This window comes from Bacillus sp. 22475, from assembly GCF_052044835.1.
Classification (GTDB): Bacteria; Bacillota; Bacilli; order Bacillales; family Bacillaceae_G; genus Bacillus_A; species Bacillus_A cereus.
The window spans coordinates 35,137-61,047 of sequence record NZ_JBQENW010000018.1; the positions used below are offsets into that span (position 1 = coordinate 35,137).

Here is a 25,911-nt window from a genome sequence, read left to right on the forward strand (position 1 = left end):
AATACCTTATTGGTACTTTTTCCACACACTTTCAAACTGCTCTTCGTTAAAACCAAGTGTTACATTCGTTCCATCTGTTACAATTGGACGTTTGATCAACATGCCATCAGATGCTAAAAGCTCATACATTTCGTCTTCGCTTGCATCTTTCAACTTATCTTTTAGACCAAGTTCACGGTAACGCATTCCACTTGTATTAAAGAATTTTTTTAATGGTAATTCACTCTTTTCATGTAAATTACGTAAATCTTCTTTTGATGGTGGATTTTCAACAATATGAATCATCTCATATGCTACATCGTTTGCCTCAAACCATTTCTTTGCCTTTTGACATGTGCCACACTTTGGATATGAATAAAATGTTACTGTCATAAATTCACCTACTTTTTTACTAACCTTTACCTTTATCATATAGAAAACGTTTTATTATTTCAAACCATTATTCGCTAAACTTTTACTTATTTCGTGATAATTTTTAATAATCCTGCGAATTTTTCTTATTTTTCCGCCATTTATTAAGAAAAAAATAAATATATAAAAATTTTTTAATTCTGTACCAAACATATATCTTAAACAAACGTTTGATTAATTCTCCATTTTTCTTTCTTAACCTTTGAACTACATGAGTTTCTTTCTACCGAACATACAGCTTAAACAAACGTTTGATTAATTCTCCATTTTTCTTTCTTAACCCTTGAGCTGCTTTGGTTTCTTCCTACCGAACATACAGCTTAAACAAACGTTTGATTAACTCCCTATTTTTCTTTACTAACCCTTGGGCTGCATCGGTTTCTTCCTATAGTCACAAAACCTGGAAACAATTCACATGACAAAGGCGTACAGATAAAAGGAACTAACGATTTTGGCCGTAATAGTGAGAGAATTCCATGATGATTAAGAAATTACTACAAAGAAAAAGCCATGCATACACATGACTTTCATAGCATACTCACTTCTATATTCAATAGAAATTAAAGTGAATTATATTTCTTTACTTTTAAAGGAATATAATTCACATATAAATCTATAGCATAAGTAATAATCAAAATTCCTTTTCCTTCATCAGCAAATTTCGCTTACAGAAACTGTTCTGAAATTTTCCTTTTTCCCCATCTCTTTGGAAGCCATTCAACTCCTAAGAACATAATAATAATCCTCTACTTATTAACTAGCTACTTTTCTTTTTTCCATGATATTTCAAATTCCCCACCATGTTCTTCTGTTATAATTTTAACTTTATATGTATCATCTTTAGACACTTTAATATTATTTTCGCCTTTTCCACTATTAACTTCCAGTATTGTATTATCATTTGAATCTAAAACATAAGCTTTTATGGTTCCTTGCTTAGTTTTATCATCAAAGGAGAATATCCAGCTTTCACCTTTTTTCACATCCATATCTTGAGTTGCAAAACCTGTGAAACTTTTATACTTCCCAGATATACTATCTGAAGCACCATGAACTTTACCACCAACAATCGTTCCCTCTCTTGTAAAACAACCACTAAGAACTACCAAACATAGAACAAATAATAATGTGTTTTTAATAGTTTTCAATATCATTCCCCCTTATCCCCACAATAAATACCCTTCTATTTACATTCAAAAAAACTATAATAATTATAATATACCCTAGTGAATATATTATAGTTATTATAGTTGTAAAATCAATAATACTAGTTTAAATCTTCACGCAACTTCATTTCATCTTCATTTACATATCCAGTAAAAATAACTTCTGATATATGTTCATGATTAAAAAACATATTATATTCAGTTGAAATATTTCCGATAGGATAATAACAAGCTACATAATCCCAAGTTTTCTTAGTTTTTGAATCTTCTTGTTTTCTACCATATATCATCAATGGTTGTTCCCATGTTTTAAATCTCACAACTGAACCAATCGGAAGTAATGTATCTTTCTCTACCTTCTCCATTTTAATTCACCTCTTTATTTAATGAAAAATTTACCTATTTTATATAAAATTAAAAAACTAATAGGAACTGTAATTAAATATATCAATGAAAAAATTATTTTTTCTTTTAAATTATATGTAGCATCGAACATTGTAAAAATAATAGTACCAAAAAAACAAATAACAAAAAGAATTGTTAAAATTTTTTTCAAACTTTCTAAAGTCATAAAAGATACCCCTTTTTACTTTATCTCTACTTCAACACCTGTACCCACAGGACTAGCTCCAGGTCCCCAAGGGAAATTTACTTTAAATCCACTTGAACTTACCTTAAGTGAACCACCCGCTTGTCCAAGTGAGGCTGAACCACCAAGATGTAAATCATGATCTGTAAATGGTATAGGTATATCTATACCCGCTTCATATTTTGCTAAAGAGGCCTCCGCCCCAATTTCAAATCCATTTTTATCTACTTTAGCAGCAACTTCTGCATTTGCCATACTTAAACTAGCTTCTCCTTTAAAATCCCTTCCATTAATATTTGCTGAACCTTCAATTCCTACTTTAACAGTATTATATGAGGCGCTCCCTCCAATGATTGCTCCAGCTTTTACCTCACCACCTATAGCCTTAGCATATAACGGACCACTTTTTTCATTATATAAATAGGCTTCTTTCGACTTAGTGCTTAACAAATCAGTTATTGATTGTAAATTAACTTTATTATTAATCCCTAATCCAGCACCTAATCCAGCAGCACTAAATCCGGCAGTACTTAATCCATTAGCACCACTAGTCATATTAACTCCATTATTATCCGTTGTTTCAAACTTAAGGGCAATACGCACTAATTCTTCTTCAATATTTTTTAAATGACTATTAAAAGATTCATAAGCTTTGGTTAAAGTAGGCAAATCATTATAAAAAGATAAACTTGAAGCTCCTATCCATCTCATTTGAAGATTCAACAATTCTGAAAGAATCCTATTATGACGATCAGTTGCTTCAGCACTGGCGTATTTAAAATTTTTTGCCCTATTTCTTAATTCTTCTGGAGTAACCTTGATCTCTCCCATTTATACCCCCCTTATTTCTATGGCTTCTGATTTAACATTAGAATTACACATTCATATAATTACTGTTTTTTCCAAAAAAATCAAGATAAAAATTATATTATTTAGAATTTTTGATAATTACATTCCATGATCGTTAGGGAATTCCTCCCAATAAAAAAGTAATCTATATATCTTTAGCAATTTCAACAAGCAACCTCATAAACAATGGACTCATTTGCAACACTATATAACCGATTCCTACATGCGAAATAAAGGAGAATCCCCGTTCCTAGCTCTACCTACAATGAAACTCAAGCTGCTTGCCTACCTGCCAACAAACCAATACCAATTACAAAAGGAGATTAGTGGAACTAACATTATCATCCCTTGTATAAACCAAGCTAATACTGGATGCGCTTCATTAAACTTTATAATTAAATCTGCAATAGCTGATATAAAATTATAAATCAGTATCATTATTGTAAAGCTTTCGTGAGCTTCTCAATCATATTGTTATATGTTTCTGCATAAAAAATAAGAAGCCTTTTTTACAGACTCCCTCATCATCTATTCAAATAATCTGCGATGGTTTGAAATACGACGATATACATATTATGAATACTTTCTTCTGTGTTTCCACCATTTGATAAACCAATTGCCCATTGTTGTCCTTCACCACTTCCGATATTTGCAAAGCCTTGCGTATACATAGCATTTACATCTTTTCGTGCACTGTTATACTCTATCCCTTTTGTAATAAAAGTTGAATATGATTTATCTTGTAAACCGATAAAAAACACTGGTTTCTTTAGCGATGAAAATACATTTTTATACTGCTCTGTTGAGGCTTCTTGAAAGTGATCTTTCATTATTAGAAAACCATCCACTTCCTTAGATTTATTTTCTAGTTCCTCTAACTTCATTCCCTCAAACTTTACATTCCTAAACGTATCTTTCGGCTTTTCTCCAACAACTCCAATTACGAGTGCTCTTCCGTTATATTCTAATTTTTCTCCTTCGTTATTCTTTGCACACCCAGCACCTACTAGGCATAACAATATAAAAACTAAAAAATATGATAAACGCTTCATTTAGCACCCTCCCCCTTCTTTTTAGTCAAGTGACAAAAACGTAAGGTTAATTCAAGAAAATGTAAGTAAAATCGATAGCCCAATTCACGTTTCTATATTATAATCAATTGAATTTACTTACATTACTAAACATAGGAGATCAACATGAAGAAATTTAAACTTTCATCTTTTCTTCCGTTAAGTTATATACTTCTACTCGTACTCGTAAGTCCCCTTTACGACGTATTAAATAAATCGACTGTTCACGCAGTAGACGTTACAACTGTAGTAGATGATTGGATTCCATTTGTAAAAGCATTTATTATTCCTTATTTACTTTGGTTTCCATACTTATACGGCGCACTTATTTATTACTGCTTCGCTGACCGAAAGCAATATTATGTCACTTTAAGTAGTGTTATTTTTGGAAAGCTTGCTTGTTTTTCTATTTATTATTTTTGGCAAACAACTGTACCGCGTCCGACTGTCGTTGGAACAGATGTATTTTCTGAACTAGTTCGCTATATTTATAGTATCGACCAGCCAGTAAACTGTTTCCCTAGCATTCACGTTCTTACTACATTTGTAATTATGTTAGCTGCCTTTAAGCGTAGAGAACAACATGCTTTTGAATATTACATCCTTACTTTCTTCGGTACACTTATTATTTTATCAACGCTATTTACGAAGCAACATGCCTTTGTAGATGCCGTTTCTGGAATGACACTTGCAAGCATACTATACTTCGGCGTTCAGCTCTTATTGGCCAAAGAACCAATAAGAGTTCCAGTAAAACAAAATCATAGAATGTAGCATGACAAAAAAGCAGACTGTGGCTTCAGTCTGCTTTTATCTATTATTAAGGAGATTTTCAATTTAAGATTGCGGTACAGTCATATCACCAGAATGAATACGACCTGCTTTTTTAAGAGCAATGTAAAGTATATAAGAAACAGCTACTGGAATGACGATATAAGTAATTACCATCGCCGGGAGAACTTCCCATCCTTCGCTGGAAATTAAATTAATTGGTGCGATAAGAGAACTTAATCCAAGACCTGCAATTTCTTTTCCTGCTTCCAGTTGGAAAATTAATGCGGATACCGGACCGACTATAGCACTGGCGACGACAGTTGGGACGAGAATCATTGGATTTTTAGTGATATTTGGCAACTGTACTTTCGGAGTACAAAGAGCTTGAGCTAATATGCCACCTAAATTGTTTTCTTTCGCTGAGATGACAGAGAATCCGATAAACTGAGCGACGCATCCGGCAAGAGCTGCACCACCTGCAACACCGTCTAAGCTAAGTGCGATCGCTAACGCAGCTGATGAAGCTGGAGAGATAAGTAATAATCCCCAAACTACTGCAATGACGATAGAAGCGATAAACGGGCTACCAGCCGAGCTATCTTTAATGAACGCTCCAACTGCATTTAAAACAGGAGTAATATTATGAGATAACCAAATACCAACTAAACCAGAACCTAATATGGCCGCAAATGGAACGAGCATCATATCTAAAGCAGTTTTTCCGCTTAAACGTTTACCAATATATACAGCTAAAGTTGCTGTTAATAATGCACCGATTGGCTCACCTGTTTTAATAATTAGACCAGCTTCAGTAATTGAAATGGATCCGGCACCAATTGCTCCAGCCACCATAGCCGAGAAGATTACAAGACCATTTGCACCGAGCATAAAAGCAATTCCTGCACCAATGGCTGGTGCCATAAGTGATTTTGCAACAACTCCGATTGTAATAAGCAACGGAATATCAACAATTCTTCCTATATTTTCGATTAGTAAACCAATTCCGAGGGATACGAAAATACCTTGTGCGATACCAGCAGATGCTTTAAATACACGAGACATTATATATTCCTTCATTTGTTTCACCTTCTCCTATAAGTTAGTAACCAATTGTTTTCATATAATCACGTAAAATATCGTTTGATTTTGCGAATCGAGATTCTTCATCCTCTGTTAAATTGAGTTCTACAACTTCTCTTATACCGTCTCTAGTAATAATAGCTGGTACTCCTGTACAAATATCATATTCACCGTACTCACCATCTAAAATGGCTGATACAGCAATGACACGGTGATCATCGTTAAAGATTGAACTCGCAATATACGCTAGAGAATTTCCGATTCCGTAATAAGTAGTTCCTTTACGTTTATAAATTTCCCAGCCGGCTTTTGCAGTCTTCTCAACGATTCCATCTAAATCTATTTCACCAAATCGTTCTTTTTGTTCTTCTAAAATTTGCAGAATTGGCTTTCCACCAACAGTTACGTGAGACCACGCAACCATTTGAGAATCACCGTGTTCTCCTAATGAATATCCATGAATACTACGAGGGTCTACATGTAACATTTCAGATAAAATTGTTCTTAAGCGAGAAGAATCTAGTGATGTACCAGTACCGATTACGCGATTTCTAGGTAATCCAGATAATTTCCAAACTTGATATGTAATAATATCAACTGGGTTCGATGCAAGTAAGAAAATACCATCAAATCCACTTTCCATTACGCCACCAACAACACTTTCCATAATCTTCGCACTCGCTCCTAAAGTATCTAAGCGACTTTGCCCTGGTTTTGGTGCTGGACCTGCTGTAATAATGACAATGTCCATATCTTTGCAGTCTTCATAGCTTCCTGCATATACTTTTGTTCTTGTATTTGTAAAGTTAATGCAATGTGATAAATCCATTGCTTCCCCAACTGCACGTTCATGATTTATATCAATTAATAATAGTTCTTCGCAAATTCCTTGATTTACAATGGAATACGCACAACTTGATCCAACTAATCCAGTACCGATAATTGCAATTTTTCTTGTATGTCTTTTCATAGCAATCTCTCCTAAGTGATCATATAATTTATTTCTTTTGTTCTTTACACTCCTAATTATAGAGGTTCTCACGATAGAAACCATGGATACTTTGTGAAATATTGAACAAAGCGTTTGTCCTTTTTGTGAATTGTTATATTCCACTTTCGTCATATTTGTTACAACTGGAAAAATATTTATTATGTATTTATTGACATACAAAAAAATAAAACGAGCGAATCTATTTTCGCCCGTTTTTTCATCCTATTATTCTGCACTTAACTGACTTTTTAATTGCTGCACGATCATCGGATTAGCAGGTGCTGCCGGTTTGTAATAACTCTTTTGCTTTGCGTACTCATACATATTACGTTGGCGCGCCTCATCTTGATTACGAATTTGGATTAACGTTTGATGTAACTGTTCATTATCAGACTGAGCAATATAATTTGCATAACTTGTTAAACTTGCATTCAATCCTGCTAAATAATCATTTACCATATCTTTTTCATTCATCTTTTACTTCCTCCTATCCTAGGAAAGTCATTAATTGCTGTTTCGTATTTCGTGCATCTTGTGCATCTTTTTGTAGCATTTGTTTCAGTTGTGGATCTGTACACGTCTGTGCATACTGCTCCAACTTATTAATAATTGTTGCGTGTCCACCAATTAAATGACGTAAGTTTTCTACTTCAAGCTCTGTTAAATTTTGCATGGAATACTCCTACCTTTCTTCTTTCATTCTCCTTTAGTATTCTGTTTTTTTTTAAATCGTATTCACGAAAAAGCTTTCTAAATAATCATTTAAGTAAAAAGAACCTCTAAACGATTAGAGGCTCTTTCTAGTTAAATTCCTTTCCGCTTCTTCAATCGCCCGTTGCATTTGCATTAACGGATTTTCAATCATTTTCCCATGTCCTGTCGCCAATAAAGACGGCTTATACTCCAGCAATTTCTGAGCACTCGTTAATGAAACTTCTGCATCCCAAGTCCCAAACATAGAAAACGGAAACAGCCACTTCAACTGTCCTGCTACCGCTACTCCTCCTCTCGTTTGAAATGCATCTCCAACAATGAGTGCATCATTTCTCGTGTCTAAAAACGCCATTGATCCTGGTGTATGACCTGGAGCTCCAATCGCTACAAGAGAACCAACTTTATCTCCCTCTTGAAGAAGAATATCTGGAATCGTATTTATCTTTTTTGACACTCCCACTTTTATTGGTGTATTTCGTTCTCCCTCTTGCAGTGCCTTATCTCCTTCAAGTAAACATGCATCTCTTTTTGAAATATAGACCGGAACATCCGGCAGCACTTGTTTTATAGCATCGAGCGCTCCTACATGGTCATCATGCGCATGTGTAATAACGATATTCGTAATCGGTTTTCCTATTTTCCGAGCTGATTCTAAAATCTTCTTTGCACAAAACGGTAAAGCCGCATCAATTAAAATTAATCCCGTTTCTTCTTCAACGAAATAACAGTTAATTGGAAATAGACGCGATAAAAATGCAATTTGATGAACTGTTTCTACGCTTATTACCTTCATCTTCTTTACCTCCATAAAAAAGAGCTGTTTACACATACATATGTAATACAGCTTTATTCAAGAATTCAGCAATAAAAAAACCAGTAGCCAATCGGCTACTGGTTCTCTTTTATCTATTAAACTGTGTAACGCTCATCTTCTAAAATTTTCACAGCGATTTCACGTTTCTTCGGAATTACGTTAAGTGGTGTGTGACGAGTTAATTTACGTAATGATGATAACATCATGCGCAGCATGTCGCCGTTTTCAACTGCGATAAGTGTTTCTTTCGCATCTGCTTCGATTTCGTTAAATGCTTCTTGGCAGAATACTTCAGTGTATAACACTTTTTGTTTATTCTTTTCAAGACCAGTTGTTTTGATTGCTTTTTCTGTACGAAGAACAGCTGATTCCATTGCGTATAGGTTGCTTACGATGTCAGCGATATTCACAAGAATTTCTTGCTCTTTATCTAATGCTTTACCGTATTTTTGAGCAGCTAATCCAGCTACCATTAAGCCGATTTTCTTCGCATTAGTTACTAAATACTTTTGCAGTGCTAATGGCTCATCGCCTACTTCTTCTGGCATCATCATCATTAACTCTTCTTGTAATTTTTGTGCTTTTTGAAGAAGTGGTAATTCACCTTTCATGGCTTTACGTAAGAACGTACCTGGTACGATTAGGCGGTTAATTTCGTTCGTTCCTTCGAAAATACGGTTAATACGAGAATCGCGGTACATTCTTTCAATCTCGTATTCTGCCATAAATCCGTAACCACCGTGAATTTGAACACCTTCATCTACTGTATAGTCTAATACTTCAGAACCGAATACTTTGTTTAAAGAGCACTCGATTGCATATTCAGCGATAGAAGCTGCTACTGCTTTACCGTCTTTTACTTCTTCTTCAGATAATGTGCTCATGCGGCTTTCGAATAAACCTACTGTACGATATACAGAACTTTCAGCTGCATATGTTTTTGCTGCCATATTCGCAAGTTTCTCTTGAATTAATGGGAAGCGAGCGATTGGTTGCTTGAACTGTTGACGTTGGTTTGCATATTGTGCTGAAATTTCTACTGCACGTTTTGCAGATCCAACTGTACCAACACCTAATTTATAACGACCGATATTTAAAATGTTGAATGCGATAATATGACCTTTACCGATTTCACCAAGTAGGTTTTCTTTCGGCACTAACGCATCTTCTAAAATTAACGTACGAGTTGAAGAACATTTAATACCCATTTTCTTCTCTTCAGGGCTTGTAGATACACCAGCGTATTCTTTCTCTACGATAAATGCTGAGAAGTGCTCTCCATCAATTTTTGCATATACAACAAATACGTCAGCGAATGCAGAGTTTGTAATCCATTGTTTTTCACCGTTTAATACGTAATGTGTACCTTCTGCATTTAAACGTGCAGTTGTTTTTGCACCTAATGCGTCAGATCCTGAACCTGGCTCAGTTAATGCGTATGCAGCTAATTTTTCACCAGTTGCAAGTAATGGTAAATACTTTTTCTTTTGCTCTTCGTTACCGAATAATACGATTGGTAAAGATCCGATACCTACGTGAGCACCGTGAGTAATTGCAAAACCACCAGCGCGAGAGAATTTCTCTGCGATTAACGCTGAGCTTACTTTGTCAAGACCAATTCCGCCGTACTCTTCTGGTACGTCAGCGCCTAATAAACCAAGTTCCCCAGCTTCTTTTAAAAGACGAACTGAACGATCAAACTCATGTTGCTCTAAATATTCAAGCTCTGGAAGAACTTCATTTACGATAAAGTCCTCTGTCGTTTTTGCAATCATTTTATGCTCAGATGAAAAATCTTCTGGCGTAAACACTTGATCAATTGTAATCTCATCTACTAAAAAGCTACCGCCTTTAACCGCATTTCCTACTGTTTTTTCCATGAAAATTTCCTCCTTCATATTTTCATAAGCCACTTCTCTCTTTTTGAAAGAAGCTGGCTCTCCCGTTTATTTTTTATAAACCTTTGTTGCTTCCATTCTTTGCTTTAGCGTCATCTCGTTCTAAGCGAACCGCTTCCACTTTTTTTATAATCCAGTTCCAGTGGCTAGAACAGTCGGTCGTTTCACCCCTTCCTGTGAGGCAAAAAGCGCCTCTTCGTCAGGGCTTCCGACGCCCTCCTGTTCTGAGCGAGCCACCTGCACTTTTTATCTAATCCAGTTCCAGCGGCTAGAATGTTCGTTGGCTTCGCTTCTTCCTACGAGGCAAAAAGCGCCTCTTCGTCTGAAGCTCCATCCCCCTCACATTCTGAACGAGCCGCTTCCACTTTTTTTATAGTAATTCAAATACTCCCGCTGCTCCCATTCCGCCACCGATACACATTGTTACGATACCGAATTGTTCGTTGCGGCGTTTCATTTCGTGAATAAGAGATAGTGTTAGTTTTGCTCCTGTACAGCCAAGTGGATGTCCAAGTGCGATTGCACCACCGTTTACGTTTACTTTTTCTTCATCTAAACCAAGTTCACGAATAACTTGGATCGATTGAGAAGCGAATGCTTCGTTTAGTTCGAATAAGCCAATATCAGATAGCTCTAACCCAGCTAGTTTTAACGCTTTTGGAATTGCTGCGATTGGGCCGATTCCCATTACTTCTGGTGGTACGCCAGCTACTGCAAATGAACGGAATTTCGCAAGTGGCTTCATGCCATCGCTCACTGCTTTTTCACGATCCATTAATAGTACAGATGCTGCACCGTCACTCATTTGTGAAGAGTTACCAGCTGTTACAGAACCGCGAACGTTAAATGCTGGACGTAATTTACCTAAAATGTCTAGCGTCGTCTCTGCTCTTACACCTTCATCTTGTGCGAAAATGATTGTTTCTTCTTGCAGTTTATTGTTTGAGCCAACCGAGCGTAACGTCACATCTACAGATACTGTTTCATCAGCAAAGTTTCCTGCCGCTAATGCTTTGGCAGCACGTTGATGACTTCTTACTGCAAATGCATCTTGCTCTTCACGAGAAATTCCATATTTCACAGCAACTTGCTCTGCTGTATGTCCCATACCCATATAATATTCCGGAGCCGCTTCTACAAGGCGACTATTCGGACGAACAACGTGTCCCATCATTGGAACTAAACTCATTGATTCCGCTCCGCCTGATAATACAGCTTCAGAGTGACCAAGCATAATGCGCTCTGCTCCGTAAGCGATACTTTGTAAACCAGAAGAACAGTAACGGTTAATTGTAATAGCTGGAACATCGTAAGAAAGTCCTGCTAGTCCGCCGATATTACGAGCCATATTTAAACCTTGTTCTGCTTCTGGCATCGCACAACCGAAAATTAAATCATCGATTGGTCCTTCATAATTCGCACGCTTTAACGTTTCCTTTACTACTAACGCCCCTAGATCGTCAGGACGAACTGTTTTTAATGAACCCCTCTTTGCTTTTCCAATTGGTGTTCTTGCTCCCGCAACAATGACAGCTTCTCTCATGAACGATATCTCCCCTCGTTATTAGTTACGTAATGGCTTTCCTTTTACAAGCATGTGCTGCATTCTTGCTTGTGATTTCATCTCACTTACTAAGCTAATAAATGCTTCACGTTCTACATCTAATAAATACTGCTCATCAACTTCTGTTCCGTACGGCACTTTTCCGCCCGCAATGACATATGCAAGTTTCTTCGCAATGTGAAGATCATGTTCAGAAATGTAACCTGATAAATGCATTGCTTCTGCACCAAGTACAAGAGTTGCATATCCTGTTTCGCCAACAACTGGTATCTTTTTACGAATCGGTGCTTTATAGCCAGCTTCATATAAAGCAAGTGCTTTCTGTTTCGCATCATATAGTAAGTGATCACCATTCACACTAATACCGTCTTTATCGCCTAAGAAGTTGTTCGATACAGCTTCTTGTGCTGATGTAGAAACTTTCGCCATCGCTACAGATTCAAACACTTTATTCGCAACTTTTTGCAGATCAAACTCTACACCGTTTGGCATTTTATTTAAGTGTTTAATGTATAGCTCTTTATTACCGCCTCCGCCAGGGATTAAGCCAACACCAACTTCTACTAAGCCCATATACGTTTCACTAGAAGCTTGAATGCTAGCTGCTGGTAAGCAAACTTCTGTACCTCCGCCAAGCGTCATACCGTATGGTGCTGCTACAACTGGCTTAGAAGAGTACTTAATTTTCGTCATTGCATCTTGGAAGTTTTTCACAACCAACTCAATTTCAAAGTAATTGTCGTCTTGTGCTTCCATTAAGATCATTGCTAGATTCGCACCAACGCAGAAGTTCTTCGATTGGTTACCGATAACAAGACCTTTATAATTCTTTTCTACTTCATCAACAGCGTAGTTAATCATTTGCGTAATATCCATACCGATTGCATTGCTCTTCGAATGGAACTCTAAGCAAAGGATACCGTCACCTAAATCAATTAAGCTCGCTCCGCTATTTTTCTTTAATACACCATTTTTCGCTTTTAATTGCTTAAGAGAAATTGCTTTTTTATTACGCTCGATTAGTTTATATTCGCCATTATCGTAATAGTAGCTATCGCCGTTATCATGTTTATAGAAAGTAGTGAAACCTTTCTCTAACATTTCTTTCACCCAAGTAGGAACAACTACGCCGTTTTCTTCCATCTTTTGAACAGATTTTTCAACGCCGATTGCATCCCACACTTCAAATGGCCCTTGCTCCCAGCCGAAGCCCCACTTCATCGCTTGGTCAATTGCAACGATATCGTCAGCAATTTCTTTATGAAGTTTTGCAGAGTATAAAAGAGTTGGTGTAATGATGTTCCATAACAACTCTCCTGCACGGTCTTTCGCGTATACAAGCGCTTTCAATTTATTCGCTAATCCTTTTTCTTGTTTACTTAACTCTACGGATGCAGCTTTTAATTTTTTACGCGCTTCGTATTCCATCGTTTCAGGATTTAATTCTAAAATTTCTTTTCCTTGTTTTAAGAAGAAGCCTTGACCTGTTTTACTTCCAAGCCATTTTTTCTCAAGCATGTCATGCATGAAAGCTGGTACTTTAAATACATCACGCTCTTCTTCTTGCACATTTTCATATACGTTATTTGCAACGTGTACGAATGTATCTAAACCGACAACATCTAATGTACGGAACGTTGCACTCTTCGGACGACCAATAAGTGGGCCTGTTACAGAATCAACTTCCCCAATGCTGTAGCCGCGTTTTATCATCTCTTGAAGAGTTACTAATAAACCGTACGTACCGATGCGGTTTCCAATAAAGTTTGGTGTGTCTTTTGCGATAACAACGCCTTTTCCAAGAACGTCTTCGCCAAATAGTTTCATGAAGCTTAATACTTGTGGATCTGTGTCTTTCGTCGGTATTACCTCTAGAAGTTTTAAATATCGTGGTGGGTTAAAAAAGTGTGTGCCTAAGAAGTGTTTCTGGAAGTCGTCTGAACGACCTTCTGCCATTTTTTCAACTGAAATACCTGACGTATTCGAGCTTACAATAGAACCTGGTTTACGAACAGCGTCTACTTTTTCAAATAATTTCTTTTTAATATCTAAGTTTTCAACTACTACTTCAATAATCCAATCTACATCAGCTAGAAGCTCAAGATCATCTTCTAAGTTACCTGCTTCGATCAGTGCTAGATTTCCTTTCACTGTCAGAGGAGCTGGTTTTTGCTTCAATAGTTTCTGTACAGCCGTATTACTAAAACGATTTCTCACACTTTTATGTTCTAATGTAAGTCCCTTCGCTTCCTCTTCTTTCGTAAGCGCAGGTGGTACAATATCAAGCAATAATGTCGGAATACCAATATTAGCTAAGTGTGCCGCAATTCCCGAACCCATTACGCCTGAACCTAGAACAGCAGCCTTTTTAATTTGGAACATCCAATTCTCCCCCTATTCTTGAATGAATGCTCATTCAATTTTTCGACATAAGTCGCAATCAATGAGTGAGCCTCTACTAATAAATATATGATACTGTTTAAATTTTCGCAATATATTTATTGATAAAATTTTCTGAAATAAATATTTTTCTTTCATTTGGCTATGCTATACATGTGTATTTTCTTTGTTTAAATGCACTTTTCCTTTTTATAATCTGACGAAACTGGAGGAATATATATGGCAAAACTTAAGAAGAACCCTTCAAAGGCTGGAATTAGTGCAGCTAGTGTAAGTGGAAACGCAGGTCCGCATAATCAAGGTGTTGAAAAAGGACGCCAAGGTAATAACCAACAATATAAGAAGCATAATATGGGCGAAAAATAACGCTATATTTTTGGGCAGAGAACGTGGCATAATGATTAATGGCTGCTTTTTCTGCCCAATTTATTTGTACATATGGAAAACAAAAGAGGGAACGATGATGAAACGAACAATAGTTATGATTGTAATGATTGCCACACTATTTACAGGGATGATTTTCTTCTCTTATGCACACAGACAACAAGCTGTAAGAGCTGATCAACCTAATATTACTGGGCAATACGGAATTACAATCGATGCAGACACAGGTAAAGTTTTGTATGGAAAACGCGAAGATGAACGCTCTTATCCGGCTAGTATAGCCAAAATGATGACAACCCTTCTTTTACTAGAGAATGTAAAAGAGGATGAAGAAATTACAATTACAGAAAACGCAATTAAAACAGAAAGTCAAAGTAAGAAAATTAAACTTCGTGCTGGGGAAAAATTAAAGCGTGATGAGGCATTAAAACTTATGCTTATCATTAGTGCAGACCCAATAGCTGAATCAATTGCAGAACATATCGCAGGATCAAAAAATGAATTTGTGAAAATGATGAATGCTAGAGCGAAGGAACTTGGTACAAAGCATGCGACTTTCAAGAATGCAAGTGGTGCTGATGCACTCGGAAATAAAGTATCACCATATGACATTGCTATTATTACGAAAGAAGCATTAAAGTATCCAGTTGTTTTAGAATATATGAATACAACACATACAACTCTACATACTTCAGAACGCTCTCCAAAGATCGCAAACTATGGGCGAGAAGAACTATATGACGATCCATATGCGATTGGAAGTAAAAGCGGTCTATCCGCACTCGGTAAATATACGGTCGTAACAGTGGATAAAAAAGACGGTAAACGCGTCATTAACGTCGTATTATCTTCTACTCGCGCGCAACTATATCCTGATACGAAAAAAATGGCGCATTACGCATTTCAGCAATTAAAATAACCAAGGAGTATTTTCTCCTTGGTTATTTTTTAACCATACCTTTTAATACGAACGCAACGTTCGCTGGGCGCTCTGCTAGACGGCGCATGAAATATCCATACCAGTCGTTTCCATAAGGCACGTAAACACGCATTTTGTAGCCTTCTTTTACTAGCTCAAGTTGACGCTCATTACGAATACCATATAACATTTGGAATTCAAATTGATCCCTTGGAATATTGTGTTCTTCGGCAAGTTTTTTTGTATATTCAATAATTGCTTCGTCATGTGAAGCAATTGCAGTATAATTCCCATTTAATAAGTGCATTTTAATAATTTTTTTATAATTGTCATCTACATCTTTCTTGTCCGGGAACGCCACTTCTTCAGGTTCTTTATAAGCCCCTTTTACAAGACGTAAATTAGGATTATAAGCGTTTAAGTCTTCAATATCTTTTTCTGTACGATATAGGTAAGCTTGAATAACAGTACCAATATTATCGTATTCAGATTTTAATTGTTTAAAGATATCAATTGTTTTCCCGCAGCGTGTATAGTCTTCCATATCAATTGTAACGAACACACCATTTTCTTTTGCAGCTTCTAAAATACGGCGCATATTGTTCATTACGATTTCATCAGAGATATCTAATCCCATAGAAGTCATCTTTAAAGAAAGCTGCGAATCAAGACCTTCTCTTCCAATTGCACGGATCGCTTCAATCGATTGGTTAGCCATTTCATTTGCTTCCGCTTCATTATCAACGAATTCACCTAAATAATCGATTGTTACACAAAGACCTTGCTTATTTAATGCCTGAATGGCAGCTGTCGCTAATTCAATCGTCTCCCCTGCGACGAAGCGACCTGCACCAAAGCGTAAACCGTACTTTTTAGCCAGTTTTGTTAGCGCTTTATTTTTAGATAAGAAAAGAAACGAATTTCGCATTAATTGTTCCATGTAATTCACCCCTATGACTGTAATTTATCTGTTTTTTACCCCTCTTCAAAATTATATCATTGTTTAAAATTATTGGATACAAATAATTATTTAGATAATTTATAAAATACTATAAAAACATTTAAAAACCTATATTCTCGCATGTAAATATGAAGGGAATATTTTTCGACATTTAGAAAAAACGGGTTTACTAGGGCAAAAATAGGCATACCGAAAATATTCGACATACCTATAAAACCCTTTATATTCCATGTAAATTATATGAGGATATTAATAAAGAAAACTTGAGGTAACATTCACCTCAAGTTTTCTCACTGCTCATTTCGCTTCTCTTCATTCAGCCTTTTAATATCCGTAATTAACTGCACCATCTCTTCTTTCGCATCTGGATATGTCTCATTCCAATGCTTCACTAAAGCTGGCATCGTCTTCGCTATGTAAGAATAAAGTGCCCACTTCTGCACCTGCTCTTTTCTCTCTTCATCGCTCTCTCCAAGTAATAATTCCGTGTATTTCTCTAACAACCCGTCAAATTGTTCATTAAACTTTTCACTCATTTTATTTACCTCCTATATGAAAAAAGCAGCGAAAATCGCTGCTTTTTCTTATAATTTTGATCGAACAGAGTTTAATTTTTTCTCCATTGTGCTTACTTTATCACGACGATCATCAATACGAATTGTTGTTGCAACACGCTGTGCACCTTTCGTATATGGAACTTCATGCATTTGTTGAATTACTTCTAGAATGACAGGAAGATCTCCTTCAATAATTGTATTCATCGGTGTTAATTGATACTTCACGCGATCCGCATTTTTCTCTAGCACCTTTTGTACTTCTGCTACATATTCACTAACACTTGGATTACCTGTTCCTACTGGAATAATCGACACGTCAACAATTGCCATAGTAGTCTTCCTCCTATAATCGTTTCTTATATATCCATTGTCTATTTTACCGAAATCCTCATCATTTTACTAATATGTTACTCTTCCACTTTAAACTGCTCGACTAATCTTTCTAAATCTCTCATATGTTCTGTCAAACTTTCCATCGTGTGAGCTACCTTTTCTAAATGATTCACCTGTGATTCCGTTGCAGCATGTACCTCTTCAGAAACAGCTGCACTTTCTTGACTCGTACCAGCAATTGTATGCATTACCGCTGTAATTTCCCCTTGCTCGTAACCTATGTTATGTACCTCTTCTACAATTTTTTCAACTGAAGTACTAATCGTATTTACAACTGACATAATTGTGCGGAACTCCATTTCCGCCTCTGTCGTCACTTTATTTTGCACATCTGCAATGTCTTTCAATTTACTTACAACTTCTACAACCCTTTTTACTTCTAATTGTACATCACCAATCATCATTGTGATTTCTCCGGTTGCCTCTTTTGATTGTTCCGCTAATTTCCGAACCTCTTCAGCAACAACCGCAAATCCCTTACCTTGCTCACCTGCACGGGCAGCTTCAATCGATGCATTTAAAGCAAGTAAATTTGTTTGATCCGAAATGCCTTTTATAAGCTCAACAACATTTTGAATCGATCCAACTCTTTGTTCTAACTTATCCGATGCTTCTTCTGTATGAACAACAATCGAAGATGATTGTCCCCTCGTACGGATTAAATTCCTCATTGTATTTAATCCTTGCTTAGATGCCTCTTCCGCTTTGCCAGCCACTCCTTTTATTTCACCAACAGAGCTATTCATTTGTTCCACTGACTCCGCCATATTCTCGAGCTGAGCTGAAACTTCATCCACACTATTCGCAAGAGTAGAAGCTCCTCCGCTCACATCATCCATCGCTCCTGAAACTTCTCTACTAGCCGCTACTGTTTCGTTCGTTAAATAATGTAAACTATTCGTTGATTGTTGCACCGTTGATACGCTGTTTTTAATTTTACTTACCATTTCATTCATTTGTTCAACCATATCATTAAAGTGCTTAGCCAACTCTCCAACCTCATCTTTACTTGTCACTTTCATTCGCAGCGTTAAATCGCCTTCTGCTACTTTTTGAACGTGATTCTTTAATAGTTGCAGTGGTCTTGCTAATCTTCTTGAGAATAAGTAGGAAGCTACGATTCCAACTAATAAACTAATACATGCCATTATAATAACTGTATTTCTCGTACTATTTAATAGCCCATCAATCGTTTCTTTCGGATAAAAGATTCCTATCGTCCATTTCATCGTATCAAATGATTGACTGTAAACAACTACATCTTCACCTTTTATTGTAGTGACCGCATATTTTGTTACCTCTTTATTTAAGCTCTTTATAAGCGGCTCTTTAGAAACATCTTTCCCTATCTTTTCTGGATAAACAAGAGCCATATTTTTATCATTTATAATAAACATTTCTCCGTCATTATTGTATTGAATATTGTGAAGCAACTTCTGAATCGTCCCAAGCGATACATCCATCGCAACAACGCCTAATACAGATCCATCTTGAGCTGTAATTGCTTTAGAAACACCTACACTTAACTTTCCTGTTGCAATTTCATAAGAAGGTTGTCCCCAATGGACTTTTTTTACATCAGTCTCTGAATCTTTATACCATGGTCTTGTCGTTGGATCATATCCTTCTGGCACTTGCCCACCTTCAGCAAGATTGGCACTTAATGTTTTTTTATCTTTCGTACCAATATATAAATCTAAAATACCAGGATGATTCTTTTTATACTCCGCAAACTCTTTCGTTAAAAATGCTTCCTCTTCTGGAGTAACCCCACCTTGAAGCATATTACGAATCATCTCACTGTTCGCGTAATACCCCATATCTTCATCCGTTCTTTGAACAAATGTCGTAAGTTGCTCTGTCACAAGATCCATCGCATTTTGAGAATACTCGTCTAAGGAACGCACTTCCTTTTCTTTCTGTAATTGATACACAGCTGTACCCAATATTACGAACATCATAGAAATAAGTACTGAAAACACTACCGCAATTTTTAAACGTAAACTTCTTAACATTTTCCCCCAAGCATCCCCTTCGTATTAAATTAAAATCTTATTAATCATTATATTAAGTATAATAGATAAAATTAAAAAATTGAAATTAATTCTCACCTTAATACAATTAGAAAACGGACTACCACTTGTGCAAAAACAAATAGTTCATTATCCTTAAAATATAATCTCATTCGTTCGGAGGGAACTATGTTACAAAAATTCGGTTTCTCACAATATGAAAGCCAAGCTTATGAAGTTGTCGTATCAAGCACTGAACCATTAGATGCTACAACAATTGTGAAGCATTCAGGTGTTCCAAAAGCAAAAATATATGAAGTACTAGCACGCCTAATCGATAAAGGAATGGTAATGGATTCTGTTTCAGAAAAGAAAAAATTGTATACAGCATTACCACTAAAACTAGCAATTGAAAAATTAACGACAGAATTCCAATCAAATATTAAAGAACTGGAAACAAACATATCAAAAAAATCATTTACAGATGACCGTGTGTGGAGCTTAAAAATGCAATCTTCTATTCGAGTTCAAAGTAAAGAACTCATTGAAAGTGCACAAGAATCAATCCGTATGTCAGCTTGGAATGATACTCTTTTAGAATATCTCCCTTTACTAGAACAAAAAGCAAAACAAGGTGTTCAAATTGAATCCCTTATTGTTGGAGAAGTAGAAACAGACTTAGAAAACATGCATTTTCTAATCCCAGCTGAAGAACCTAATGCATTAGAGCGCTACTTGCTACTCATCGTTGACGATCGTGAAATTTTATTTGCTGGCGTAGAACAAGAGTCATGGCAAGCGATGAAAACAATGTCACAACCTTTCGTAAAGTTCTTTACAGAATTTTTCTATCACGACGTTGCACTTGCAAAGATTACTCAGAAACATCATGATCTCTTTATGGAAGATGAGGAAATTAAGAGTTTGTTGATGAAATTGAGGTACTAATTAAATAATAAAAAGGAGTCTAGTTTTTCACTTAGACTCCTTTTCGTTTTGTTCCTTTATGTCCATCAACAGCTCAATGATTTTCTCATTTTGCTCCACTTGTTTCTCTGAATTTTGATAGATGAAACGAACCCATCTAAGTGCAAAAATAATAAGAAACAAAGGGAGCATTGAAATTAAAAAACCAATAATTGAAGAATTCGTATACATATACCTCACCTCGCTATATACACCTTCTCCATCTTTCTACCAAAACCTGCAATTTTTTACAAATAAAAAAAAGAACCTATCAAACGATAGATTCTTCTTTCACGAACTGAGTAGAACGTCCTCTCGTAATCGAGAAAATTGCGCAAAGCAGTGCTAATATAATAAAGCCACCGCCTACCCAAGCGTTATATATAACAGATGATTTTTCAATAACAACTCCGCCTACTGTTGAACCGAGTGCAATTCCTAAATGAAGCGCAGAGTTATTTAAACCTTGCTGAATACCAGCTGATTCCGGTGCAATTTCAATTAAATAATTTTGCTGTGCTGGTGAAATCGCCCAGCTCAGCATACTCCAAAGTCCCATCATAATGATGAAGAGCGGGAATGAGAATGTCATTAATGGCAACATGAAGATTGCACATGCAAATACGATAATAATCGAGATAATACTTTTCTTCGATCCCCATTTATCAGCAAGCCATCCACCGAATCCGCCGCCGATTACTGCTGCGATTCCGAAAATAAAGTAAAACACACTAATCCAGTTTGCTTCAACATGCATAACATCTTTTAAAAACGGTGTTAAATATGCATACAATGTTAAATGCCCCGTTAAAAACAAAAATGATGTTAACTGTGCACTTACAATTTTTTTATCTTTTAAAGTAGCAAGTTGTTCTTTTATTGATAATACCGATGTCGGTGGTACTTTCGTTAAGAATAATGAAATACAAGCAATTGCCATAACTGTTAATACCGCAATTAATACAAATGGTGCACGCCATCCGTATGCATTTCCGAGCACAAGACCGAGCGGTACTCCAAGTACGAGTGATCCGCTAATTCCCATGAAAATGATTCCAATTGCACGCGCACGAAAATGCGGTTCTACAACACTAGAAGCAAGTGTTACCGATAGTGCAATAATTAATGAACCACTCGCCGCACAAATAACCCTTGAGAACATTAGCATTCCGTAATTCACACTAAATGCCGAAATAATATTTCCGATTAAGAAAATCGATAATGCTCCAACATACAATGTTTTTCTTTCAAACTTCCCTGTCAAAGCTAATAAAACTGGACCTGACAAAGCAAATACTACCGAAAATATTGTTATAAGCTGACCAGCTGCGCTAATAGATACTCCTAACTCATTGGCAACTAAATCGAGCGTTCCTCCTATAATTAGCTCAACCGTTCCGACTACAAAAGCCGCGATAGCTAAAATATAAACACGAAAATTCAAGTCTTTCCCCACGCTTTCTATTTTGGTTACTACGACTATAGTAACCAAAATAGAAAATGGACGCAAGCACAATTTTTTTACAGTAAAAAAGGTAGGCGTATAATACGCCTACCTTTTCATCATTCTGTTTCTTTCTTCTTATTTAAATACCAATACACCGGAAGTCCCGTAAATACAATTCCAATCGATAAGAAACAACTTACTGGATCGTTAATAATCGCACTACCAATTACAAAGAACGAACCTAAAATCGCTACGATTGGTACGATTGGGAATAACGGTACACTATATGCACGCTCTTTATTCTTATTACGTTTTCTTAAAATGAAGACACCAATAAACGTCATTACATAGAAAATATAAATAATGAATACGGAAATCTCAGATAGCTTATTTGGATCACTAATAATCATTAAAATAATTCCTAAAATGATTTCAACAGTAATCGCATTTGCTGGTGTTTTAAATCTCGGACTTTCCTTTGCAATAAACTTAGAAAATGGAAGTTGTCCACGCTCTGCCATAGACATTGGAATACGTGGGAATGTTAAAATCTTTCCATTTAAACAGCCGAAAATAGAAACGATGATACCGATACTAATAATTTTCCCGCCATATTCCCCAAGTAACATGCCCGCAGCTGTCGCTGTTGCATTTTCTCCAAGGTCTACGATTTTCGCTGCTGGTAACACATTTAATAATGCCAAGTTAATTAGTACGTAAGCAGCTGTTACAATTAAAATCCCAACTGTCATTGCTTTCGGTAATAACTTTGTTGGATTCTTCATTTCTCCGCCAATCGAAGCAAGTAAAATCCAGCCATCATAAGCAAATAAAGTTGCTAAAATTGCCATACCGATACTTTGATTTTCTGATATCGGCACTACTACGTTAAAAATATCACTGTTTCCTTTCCAAAAACCTAACACGACAATTAATACAATCGGAATCATTTTCCCAATTGTCGTGATTGTTTGGACGATACCTCCGTATTTTGTTCCCATACTATTTATAACGCCAAGGAACACAACCGTTCCAATTGCAATTGGTAAATTCCACACTTTATCTAAATAGAAAAAATTAATCATTAAAGAACTAAAGTATAAACCTAATGTTCCGATAATAGCAGGTCCATAAACAATTGTTTGCATCCAGCCTGATAAATATCCCCAAAAACTTCCGTAAATCTCCTCTAAATACGTATACAACCCACCATTTTTCGGGATTTGCGCTCCAATTTCAGCTACTGTTAAACCACTCGCTAACGTCAACAGACCACCAATTACCCAAGCAAGAATGGCCATATTAGAACTCCCCGAGTAATCTAATACGCTCCCTGGTTTCATAAACACACCAGATCCAATAATCGTTCCTACTACGATAGAAAGTGCTACCGTTAAACCAATTTTGTTCTTCTCATCATGATGCATGCTGCGTATCCTCCTTCCAATCCTAGTGTGATGCAAAAATGAAATAAAAAAACACTCCTCCCTAAAAAAGGGACGAGTGTTGTATTCGTGGTTCCACCCTTGTTTCAATTCGTAAAGTAACATACTTCACCAATTTCTCAAGTCTAAATAACGGTTTTTGCCGGCAAGCAATTACTAGATGTTCGTTCACTGCTGCAGTTCAGAGGTGGTAATCCATTTTTCCGTATTAGGAAGCTCACAGCCAAAGGCTTCCCTCTCTGAGAATCGTAAAAAATTGATCGTGTCCTCATCATCACTTCTTGATGTCGAATTTTGTAGTTATTGTTCATTATATTGAATTGTTAGAAAAAATCAATATATTTTTTTATATAACATAGGAAATATTTCTCTTCTTATATTATAACAGAAGATACAAAACTCCTCTAATCCCCTAAAAATGGTATAATCCATTTAGGAGGTGTACCAATAATGATTGCTGTTTTTTGTATCATCGCTACGTTTCTCTCTGTTCAATTCGCTATCATGCATCGGCACAAGTATCCTGTTTATAGCATTTTAGCGGTAGCTATTATACCAGCTGTTTCCTTCTACGTATTGGGTAAATATCAATATACGGAAGTGTTTATCGGTTTTGCAATCTTCTACTGCGTCTTCGGATACATACTAACAATGAAAAGAATTTCAATGCCTCATTAAAAGGGACCGATTTCTACTTATAGAAATCGGCCCTTGCACGTACCTTCCGGTTGCCCACACGAAAGATACGACTTCATTCAATTATTTCTCATCTTTTTTCATAAAAAACTTATGGTGCGGTAAATCAACATTCAATGCCTCTAATTGTTTCTTTTCGTTGTCTAAAATCGCTTTTACTTTTGTTTTTGTTGCTTCATCTAATCCTGCAAAGATGTCTTCATGCTTCTCTCTCTCTGGAAGTTTCACACCTAATTTTGTTAATTCTTCTTTTGCTTGCTCATGCGTTAATTTTCCAGTTTTCTTTTGCTCTAAAATTGACTTCGCTTTCTCCTTTGCCTGTTCATCTAAGTTAGCAAACATGTCTCCATGCTTACCTTTCTCCGGCATTTTCACGCCTAACTTTGTTAATTCCTCTTTTGCTTGCTCATGCGTTAATTTTCCAGTTTTCTTTTGCTCTAAAATTGACTTCGCTTTCTCTTTCGCCTGTTCATCTAAGTTAGCAAACATGTCTCCACGCTTACCTTTCTCCGGCATTTTTACGCCTAACTTTGTTAATTCCTCTTTTGCTTGTTCACGTGTTAGTTTGCCCGATTTCTCTTGCTCTAAAATTGACTTCGCTTTTGCTTTCGCCTGTTCATCTAATCCTACAAACATGTCTTTACGCTTCTCTTTCTCCGGAAGCTTTACACCTATTTCCTCTAACTGTTTCTTTGTATCGTCCATAATTGTTTTTACTTTTTGTTTTGTAGCGTCATCTAAATCCTTTTTCGCCGTTTTTGCAGGCTGATCCACCGCTGGAGTATTCGTTGCCGCGAATGCCGGAATACCGACTCCTCCAATGATTCCGAATGATAAAGCACCTGCAATCGCTAAATAACCAACTGTTTTCTTCTTCATAGGAAATTTCCTCCTTCATATTTCTAAAGCATGTACACTTTCGTATACAAAGCCAATAGTAATATTGGTTTCTTAAAATTTCCTTAACGATTCAAATAAAAAACACCGCTCGCAATGAGCGGTGTTTCTCTATGCTTTTTGTAATTGTAACTCTTCACGTTCCATTATTTTTCTTAATACAATTGTTTGTGTCATTGTAAATAAGTTACCTGTTATCCAGTACAACACAAGTCCTGATGGCGCCGCAAACCCCATAAATAGAATCATTGCCGGCATCATGATTTGCTGCATTTTCAGCATTTGTACTTGTTCTCCAGGTGTGATATTAGATTGGAATACTTTCATCTGAATAAATGTTGTTAACGCTGCAATAATCGGTAATATATGATATGGATCTGCATGTCCTAGGTTCACCCATAAAAATGAAGATGTGCGAATCTCTTCCGTTCGGCTAATCGCATAATACAAAGCAGAGAAAATCGGCATTTGTATAAAGATTGGCCAGCAACCAGCAAGTGGATTCCAACCGCCTGATTTCATTAGTTCTGACATTTCTTTTTGATACTGTTTTTGTTTTTCAAGATCTTTGCTTACATCACCGTATTTTTTCTTTAGCTTCTGCAATTCAGGTTGCATTTTTTTCATTTTCGCTTGGCTACGATATTGTGAAACAGCTAATGGAATCATTGCTGAACGAATAACGAGCGTCATGATAATGATAGCAATCCCGAAGCTAGCTCCAGGTATATGATGAGCAACAAATTGAATCATATACGAGATTGGATATACAAAATAATGATCCCAAATCCCAGTACTATGTGCATCAATTGGGGCCGCATTACTGCAACCAGATAAAACAAAAACAAGTAATAATGATAGACTAACGAGCACAACTCGGTATGATTTTAACATGTTCATTCCTCCAATGTTTC

The 25,911-nt window shown here is 36.3% G+C and carries 28 protein-coding genes and 1 other annotated feature; of the genes, 5 read left to right on the plus strand and 23 right to left on the minus strand.

Annotation, left to right across the window (positions count from 1 at the left end; genetic code table 11):
- Positions 1 to 6 precede the first annotated feature (6 nt).
- The 6 genes from ACTJJY_RS22775 to ACTJJY_RS22800 form a co-directional block, all read right to left on the minus strand.
- On the minus strand, positions 7 to 372 hold the full coding sequence (locus tag ACTJJY_RS22775; protein ID WP_000218968.1) for an arsenate reductase family protein: 366 nt from the start codon (positions 370 to 372) through the stop codon (positions 7 to 9).
- A gap of 800 nt (positions 373 to 1,172) precedes the next feature.
- The gene (locus tag ACTJJY_RS22780; protein WP_029948387.1) at positions 1,173 to 1,565 is read right to left on the minus strand and encodes a hypothetical protein; all 393 of its coding nucleotides are present in this window, start codon (positions 1,563 to 1,565) and stop codon (positions 1,173 to 1,175) included.
- Between the two features lie 113 nt (positions 1,566 to 1,678).
- Positions 1,679 to 1,942 carry a DUF4176 domain-containing protein gene (locus ACTJJY_RS22785; RefSeq protein ID WP_440606617.1) on the minus strand — a complete coding sequence of 88 codons (264 nt, stop codon included), beginning with the start codon at positions 1,940 to 1,942 and terminating at the stop codon, positions 1,679 to 1,681.
- 14 nt (positions 1,943 to 1,956) lie between these two features.
- Positions 1,957 to 2,148 (minus strand): hypothetical protein, encoded by a 192-nt coding sequence (locus ACTJJY_RS22790; RefSeq protein ID WP_000171579.1) that lies wholly within the window; start codon positions 2,146 to 2,148, stop codon positions 1,957 to 1,959.
- A gap of 15 nt (positions 2,149 to 2,163) precedes the next feature.
- Complete coding sequence (locus tag ACTJJY_RS22795; protein ID WP_440606618.1) at positions 2,164 to 2,997, minus strand: WXG100 family type VII secretion target; 834 nt, start codon at positions 2,995 to 2,997, stop codon at positions 2,164 to 2,166.
- A 542-nt stretch (positions 2,998 to 3,539) separates the two neighbouring features.
- Positions 3,540 to 4,067 (minus strand): hypothetical protein, encoded by a 528-nt coding sequence (locus tag ACTJJY_RS22800; RefSeq protein WP_440606619.1) that lies wholly within the window; start codon positions 4,065 to 4,067, stop codon positions 3,540 to 3,542.
- 144 nt (positions 4,068 to 4,211) lie between these two features.
- Between ACTJJY_RS22800 and ACTJJY_RS22805 the strand changes: the two genes are divergently transcribed.
- Positions 4,212 to 4,859, plus strand: coding sequence for a phosphatase PAP2 family protein (locus ACTJJY_RS22805; protein WP_000713772.1), 648 nt, complete (start codon positions 4,212 to 4,214; stop codon positions 4,857 to 4,859).
- Between the two features lie 63 nt (positions 4,860 to 4,922).
- Here the strand turns inward: ACTJJY_RS22805 and ACTJJY_RS22810 are convergent, their stop codons facing one another.
- The 8 genes from ACTJJY_RS22810 to ACTJJY_RS22845 form a co-directional block, all read right to left on the minus strand.
- Complete coding sequence (locus tag ACTJJY_RS22810) at positions 4,923 to 5,936, minus strand: PTS transporter subunit IIC (protein WP_000666168.1); 1,014 nt, start codon at positions 5,934 to 5,936, stop codon at positions 4,923 to 4,925.
- 22 nt (positions 5,937 to 5,958) lie between these two features.
- Positions 5,959 to 6,909: an L-lactate dehydrogenase gene (locus tag ACTJJY_RS22815; RefSeq protein WP_061457847.1), complete on the minus strand. Its 951-nt coding sequence runs from the start codon at positions 6,907 to 6,909 to the stop codon at positions 5,959 to 5,961.
- Between the two features lie 246 nt (positions 6,910 to 7,155).
- Entirely contained in the window at positions 7,156 to 7,404 is a 249-nt protein-coding gene (locus ACTJJY_RS22820; RefSeq protein ID WP_001002981.1) for a spore coat protein, read from the minus strand.
- A gap of 13 nt (positions 7,405 to 7,417) precedes the next feature.
- Positions 7,418 to 7,603 carry a hypothetical protein gene (locus ACTJJY_RS22825; protein WP_001180555.1) on the minus strand — a complete coding sequence of 62 codons (186 nt, stop codon included), beginning with the start codon at positions 7,601 to 7,603 and terminating at the stop codon, positions 7,418 to 7,420.
- 114 nt (positions 7,604 to 7,717) lie between these two features.
- On the minus strand, positions 7,718 to 8,437 hold the full coding sequence (locus ACTJJY_RS22830) for an MBL fold metallo-hydrolase (RefSeq protein WP_440606620.1): 720 nt from the start codon (positions 8,435 to 8,437) through the stop codon (positions 7,718 to 7,720).
- A 116-nt stretch (positions 8,438 to 8,553) separates the two neighbouring features.
- Positions 8,554 to 10,338, minus strand: a complete 1,785-nt coding sequence (locus ACTJJY_RS22835) for an acyl-CoA dehydrogenase family protein (RefSeq protein WP_069356422.1) — start codon at positions 10,336 to 10,338, stop codon at positions 8,554 to 8,556.
- A gap of 388 nt (positions 10,339 to 10,726) precedes the next feature.
- Complete coding sequence (locus tag ACTJJY_RS22840) at positions 10,727 to 11,899, minus strand: acetyl-CoA C-acetyltransferase (RefSeq protein WP_001206331.1); 1,173 nt, start codon at positions 11,897 to 11,899, stop codon at positions 10,727 to 10,729.
- Between the two features lie 21 nt (positions 11,900 to 11,920).
- Positions 11,921 to 14,302 carry a 3-hydroxyacyl-CoA dehydrogenase/enoyl-CoA hydratase family protein gene (locus ACTJJY_RS22845; protein ID WP_440606621.1) on the minus strand — a complete coding sequence of 794 codons (2,382 nt, stop codon included), beginning with the start codon at positions 14,300 to 14,302 and terminating at the stop codon, positions 11,921 to 11,923.
- Between the two features lie 237 nt (positions 14,303 to 14,539).
- Here ACTJJY_RS22845 and ACTJJY_RS22850 point away from each other — a divergent pair, with 237 nt between their 5' ends.
- Together ACTJJY_RS22850 and ACTJJY_RS22855 are read left to right on the plus strand one after the other, a co-directional pair.
- Positions 14,540 to 14,686: a YuzL family protein gene (locus ACTJJY_RS22850; RefSeq protein ID WP_440606622.1), complete on the plus strand. Its 147-nt coding sequence runs from the start codon at positions 14,540 to 14,542 to the stop codon at positions 14,684 to 14,686.
- 97 nt (positions 14,687 to 14,783) lie between these two features.
- Entirely contained in the window at positions 14,784 to 15,623 is an 840-nt protein-coding gene (locus ACTJJY_RS22855) for a D-alanyl-D-alanine carboxypeptidase family protein (RefSeq protein WP_440606623.1), read from the plus strand.
- Positions 15,624 to 15,645: 22 nt separating this feature from the next.
- Here ACTJJY_RS22855 and ACTJJY_RS22860 read toward each other — a convergent pair whose 3' ends face one another.
- The 4 genes from ACTJJY_RS22860 to ACTJJY_RS22875 all read right to left on the minus strand — a co-directional run bounded on the left by ACTJJY_RS22860 (position 15,646) and on the right by ACTJJY_RS22875 (position 19,549).
- Positions 15,646 to 16,563: a proline dehydrogenase family protein gene (locus ACTJJY_RS22860; protein WP_000436780.1), complete on the minus strand. Its 918-nt coding sequence runs from the start codon at positions 16,561 to 16,563 to the stop codon at positions 15,646 to 15,648.
- 311 nt (positions 16,564 to 16,874) lie between these two features.
- A complete protein-coding gene (locus ACTJJY_RS22865; protein ID WP_001290585.1) occupies positions 16,875 to 17,120 on the minus strand; it encodes a YusU family protein in 246 nt (81 codons plus the stop codon).
- Positions 17,121 to 17,168: 48 nt separating this feature from the next.
- Positions 17,169 to 17,471 carry an MTH1187 family thiamine-binding protein gene (locus ACTJJY_RS22870; RefSeq protein WP_001018860.1) on the minus strand — a complete coding sequence of 101 codons (303 nt, stop codon included), beginning with the start codon at positions 17,469 to 17,471 and terminating at the stop codon, positions 17,169 to 17,171.
- Positions 17,472 to 17,548: 77 nt separating this feature from the next.
- Complete coding sequence (locus ACTJJY_RS22875) at positions 17,549 to 19,549, minus strand: methyl-accepting chemotaxis protein (RefSeq protein WP_440606624.1); 2,001 nt, start codon at positions 19,547 to 19,549, stop codon at positions 17,549 to 17,551.
- A gap of 186 nt (positions 19,550 to 19,735) precedes the next feature.
- Between ACTJJY_RS22875 and ACTJJY_RS22880 the strand changes: the two genes are divergently transcribed.
- Positions 19,736 to 20,494 (plus strand): TrmB family transcriptional regulator, encoded by a 759-nt coding sequence (locus ACTJJY_RS22880; RefSeq protein ID WP_440606625.1) that lies wholly within the window; start codon positions 19,736 to 19,738, stop codon positions 20,492 to 20,494.
- A gap of 27 nt (positions 20,495 to 20,521) precedes the next feature.
- Here ACTJJY_RS22880 and ACTJJY_RS22885 read toward each other — a convergent pair whose 3' ends face one another.
- The 3 genes from ACTJJY_RS22885 to ACTJJY_RS22895 all read right to left on the minus strand — a co-directional run bounded on the left by ACTJJY_RS22885 (position 20,522) and on the right by ACTJJY_RS22895 (position 23,386).
- Positions 20,522 to 20,704 carry a hypothetical protein gene (locus ACTJJY_RS22885; protein WP_377823477.1) on the minus strand — a complete coding sequence of 61 codons (183 nt, stop codon included), beginning with the start codon at positions 20,702 to 20,704 and terminating at the stop codon, positions 20,522 to 20,524.
- A gap of 79 nt (positions 20,705 to 20,783) precedes the next feature.
- Positions 20,784 to 21,968 carry an MFS transporter gene (locus ACTJJY_RS22890; protein ID WP_440606626.1) on the minus strand — a complete coding sequence of 395 codons (1,185 nt, stop codon included), beginning with the start codon at positions 21,966 to 21,968 and terminating at the stop codon, positions 20,784 to 20,786.
- Positions 21,969 to 22,075: 107 nt separating this feature from the next.
- Complete coding sequence (locus tag ACTJJY_RS22895) at positions 22,076 to 23,386, minus strand: APC family permease (protein ID WP_440606627.1); 1,311 nt, start codon at positions 23,384 to 23,386, stop codon at positions 22,076 to 22,078.
- A 65-nt stretch (positions 23,387 to 23,451) separates the two neighbouring features.
- Positions 23,452 to 23,688, minus strand: a binding site (T-box leader).
- Between the two features lie 166 nt (positions 23,689 to 23,854).
- Here ACTJJY_RS22895 and ACTJJY_RS22900 point away from each other — a divergent pair.
- Positions 23,855 to 24,082, plus strand: a complete 228-nt coding sequence (locus ACTJJY_RS22900) for a hypothetical protein (RefSeq protein ID WP_440606628.1) — start codon at positions 23,855 to 23,857, stop codon at positions 24,080 to 24,082.
- Between the two features lie 81 nt (positions 24,083 to 24,163).
- Here ACTJJY_RS22900 and ACTJJY_RS22905 read toward each other — a convergent pair whose 3' ends face one another.
- A complete protein-coding gene (locus ACTJJY_RS22905) occupies positions 24,164 to 24,979 on the minus strand; it encodes a hypothetical protein (protein ID WP_440606629.1) in 816 nt (271 codons plus the stop codon).
- Positions 24,980 to 25,108: 129 nt separating this feature from the next.
- Positions 25,109 to 25,891 (minus strand): membrane protein insertase YidC, encoded by a 783-nt coding sequence (yidC, locus tag ACTJJY_RS22910; protein ID WP_440606630.1) that lies wholly within the window; start codon positions 25,889 to 25,891, stop codon positions 25,109 to 25,111.
- Positions 25,892 to 25,911: the final 20 nt, after the last annotated feature.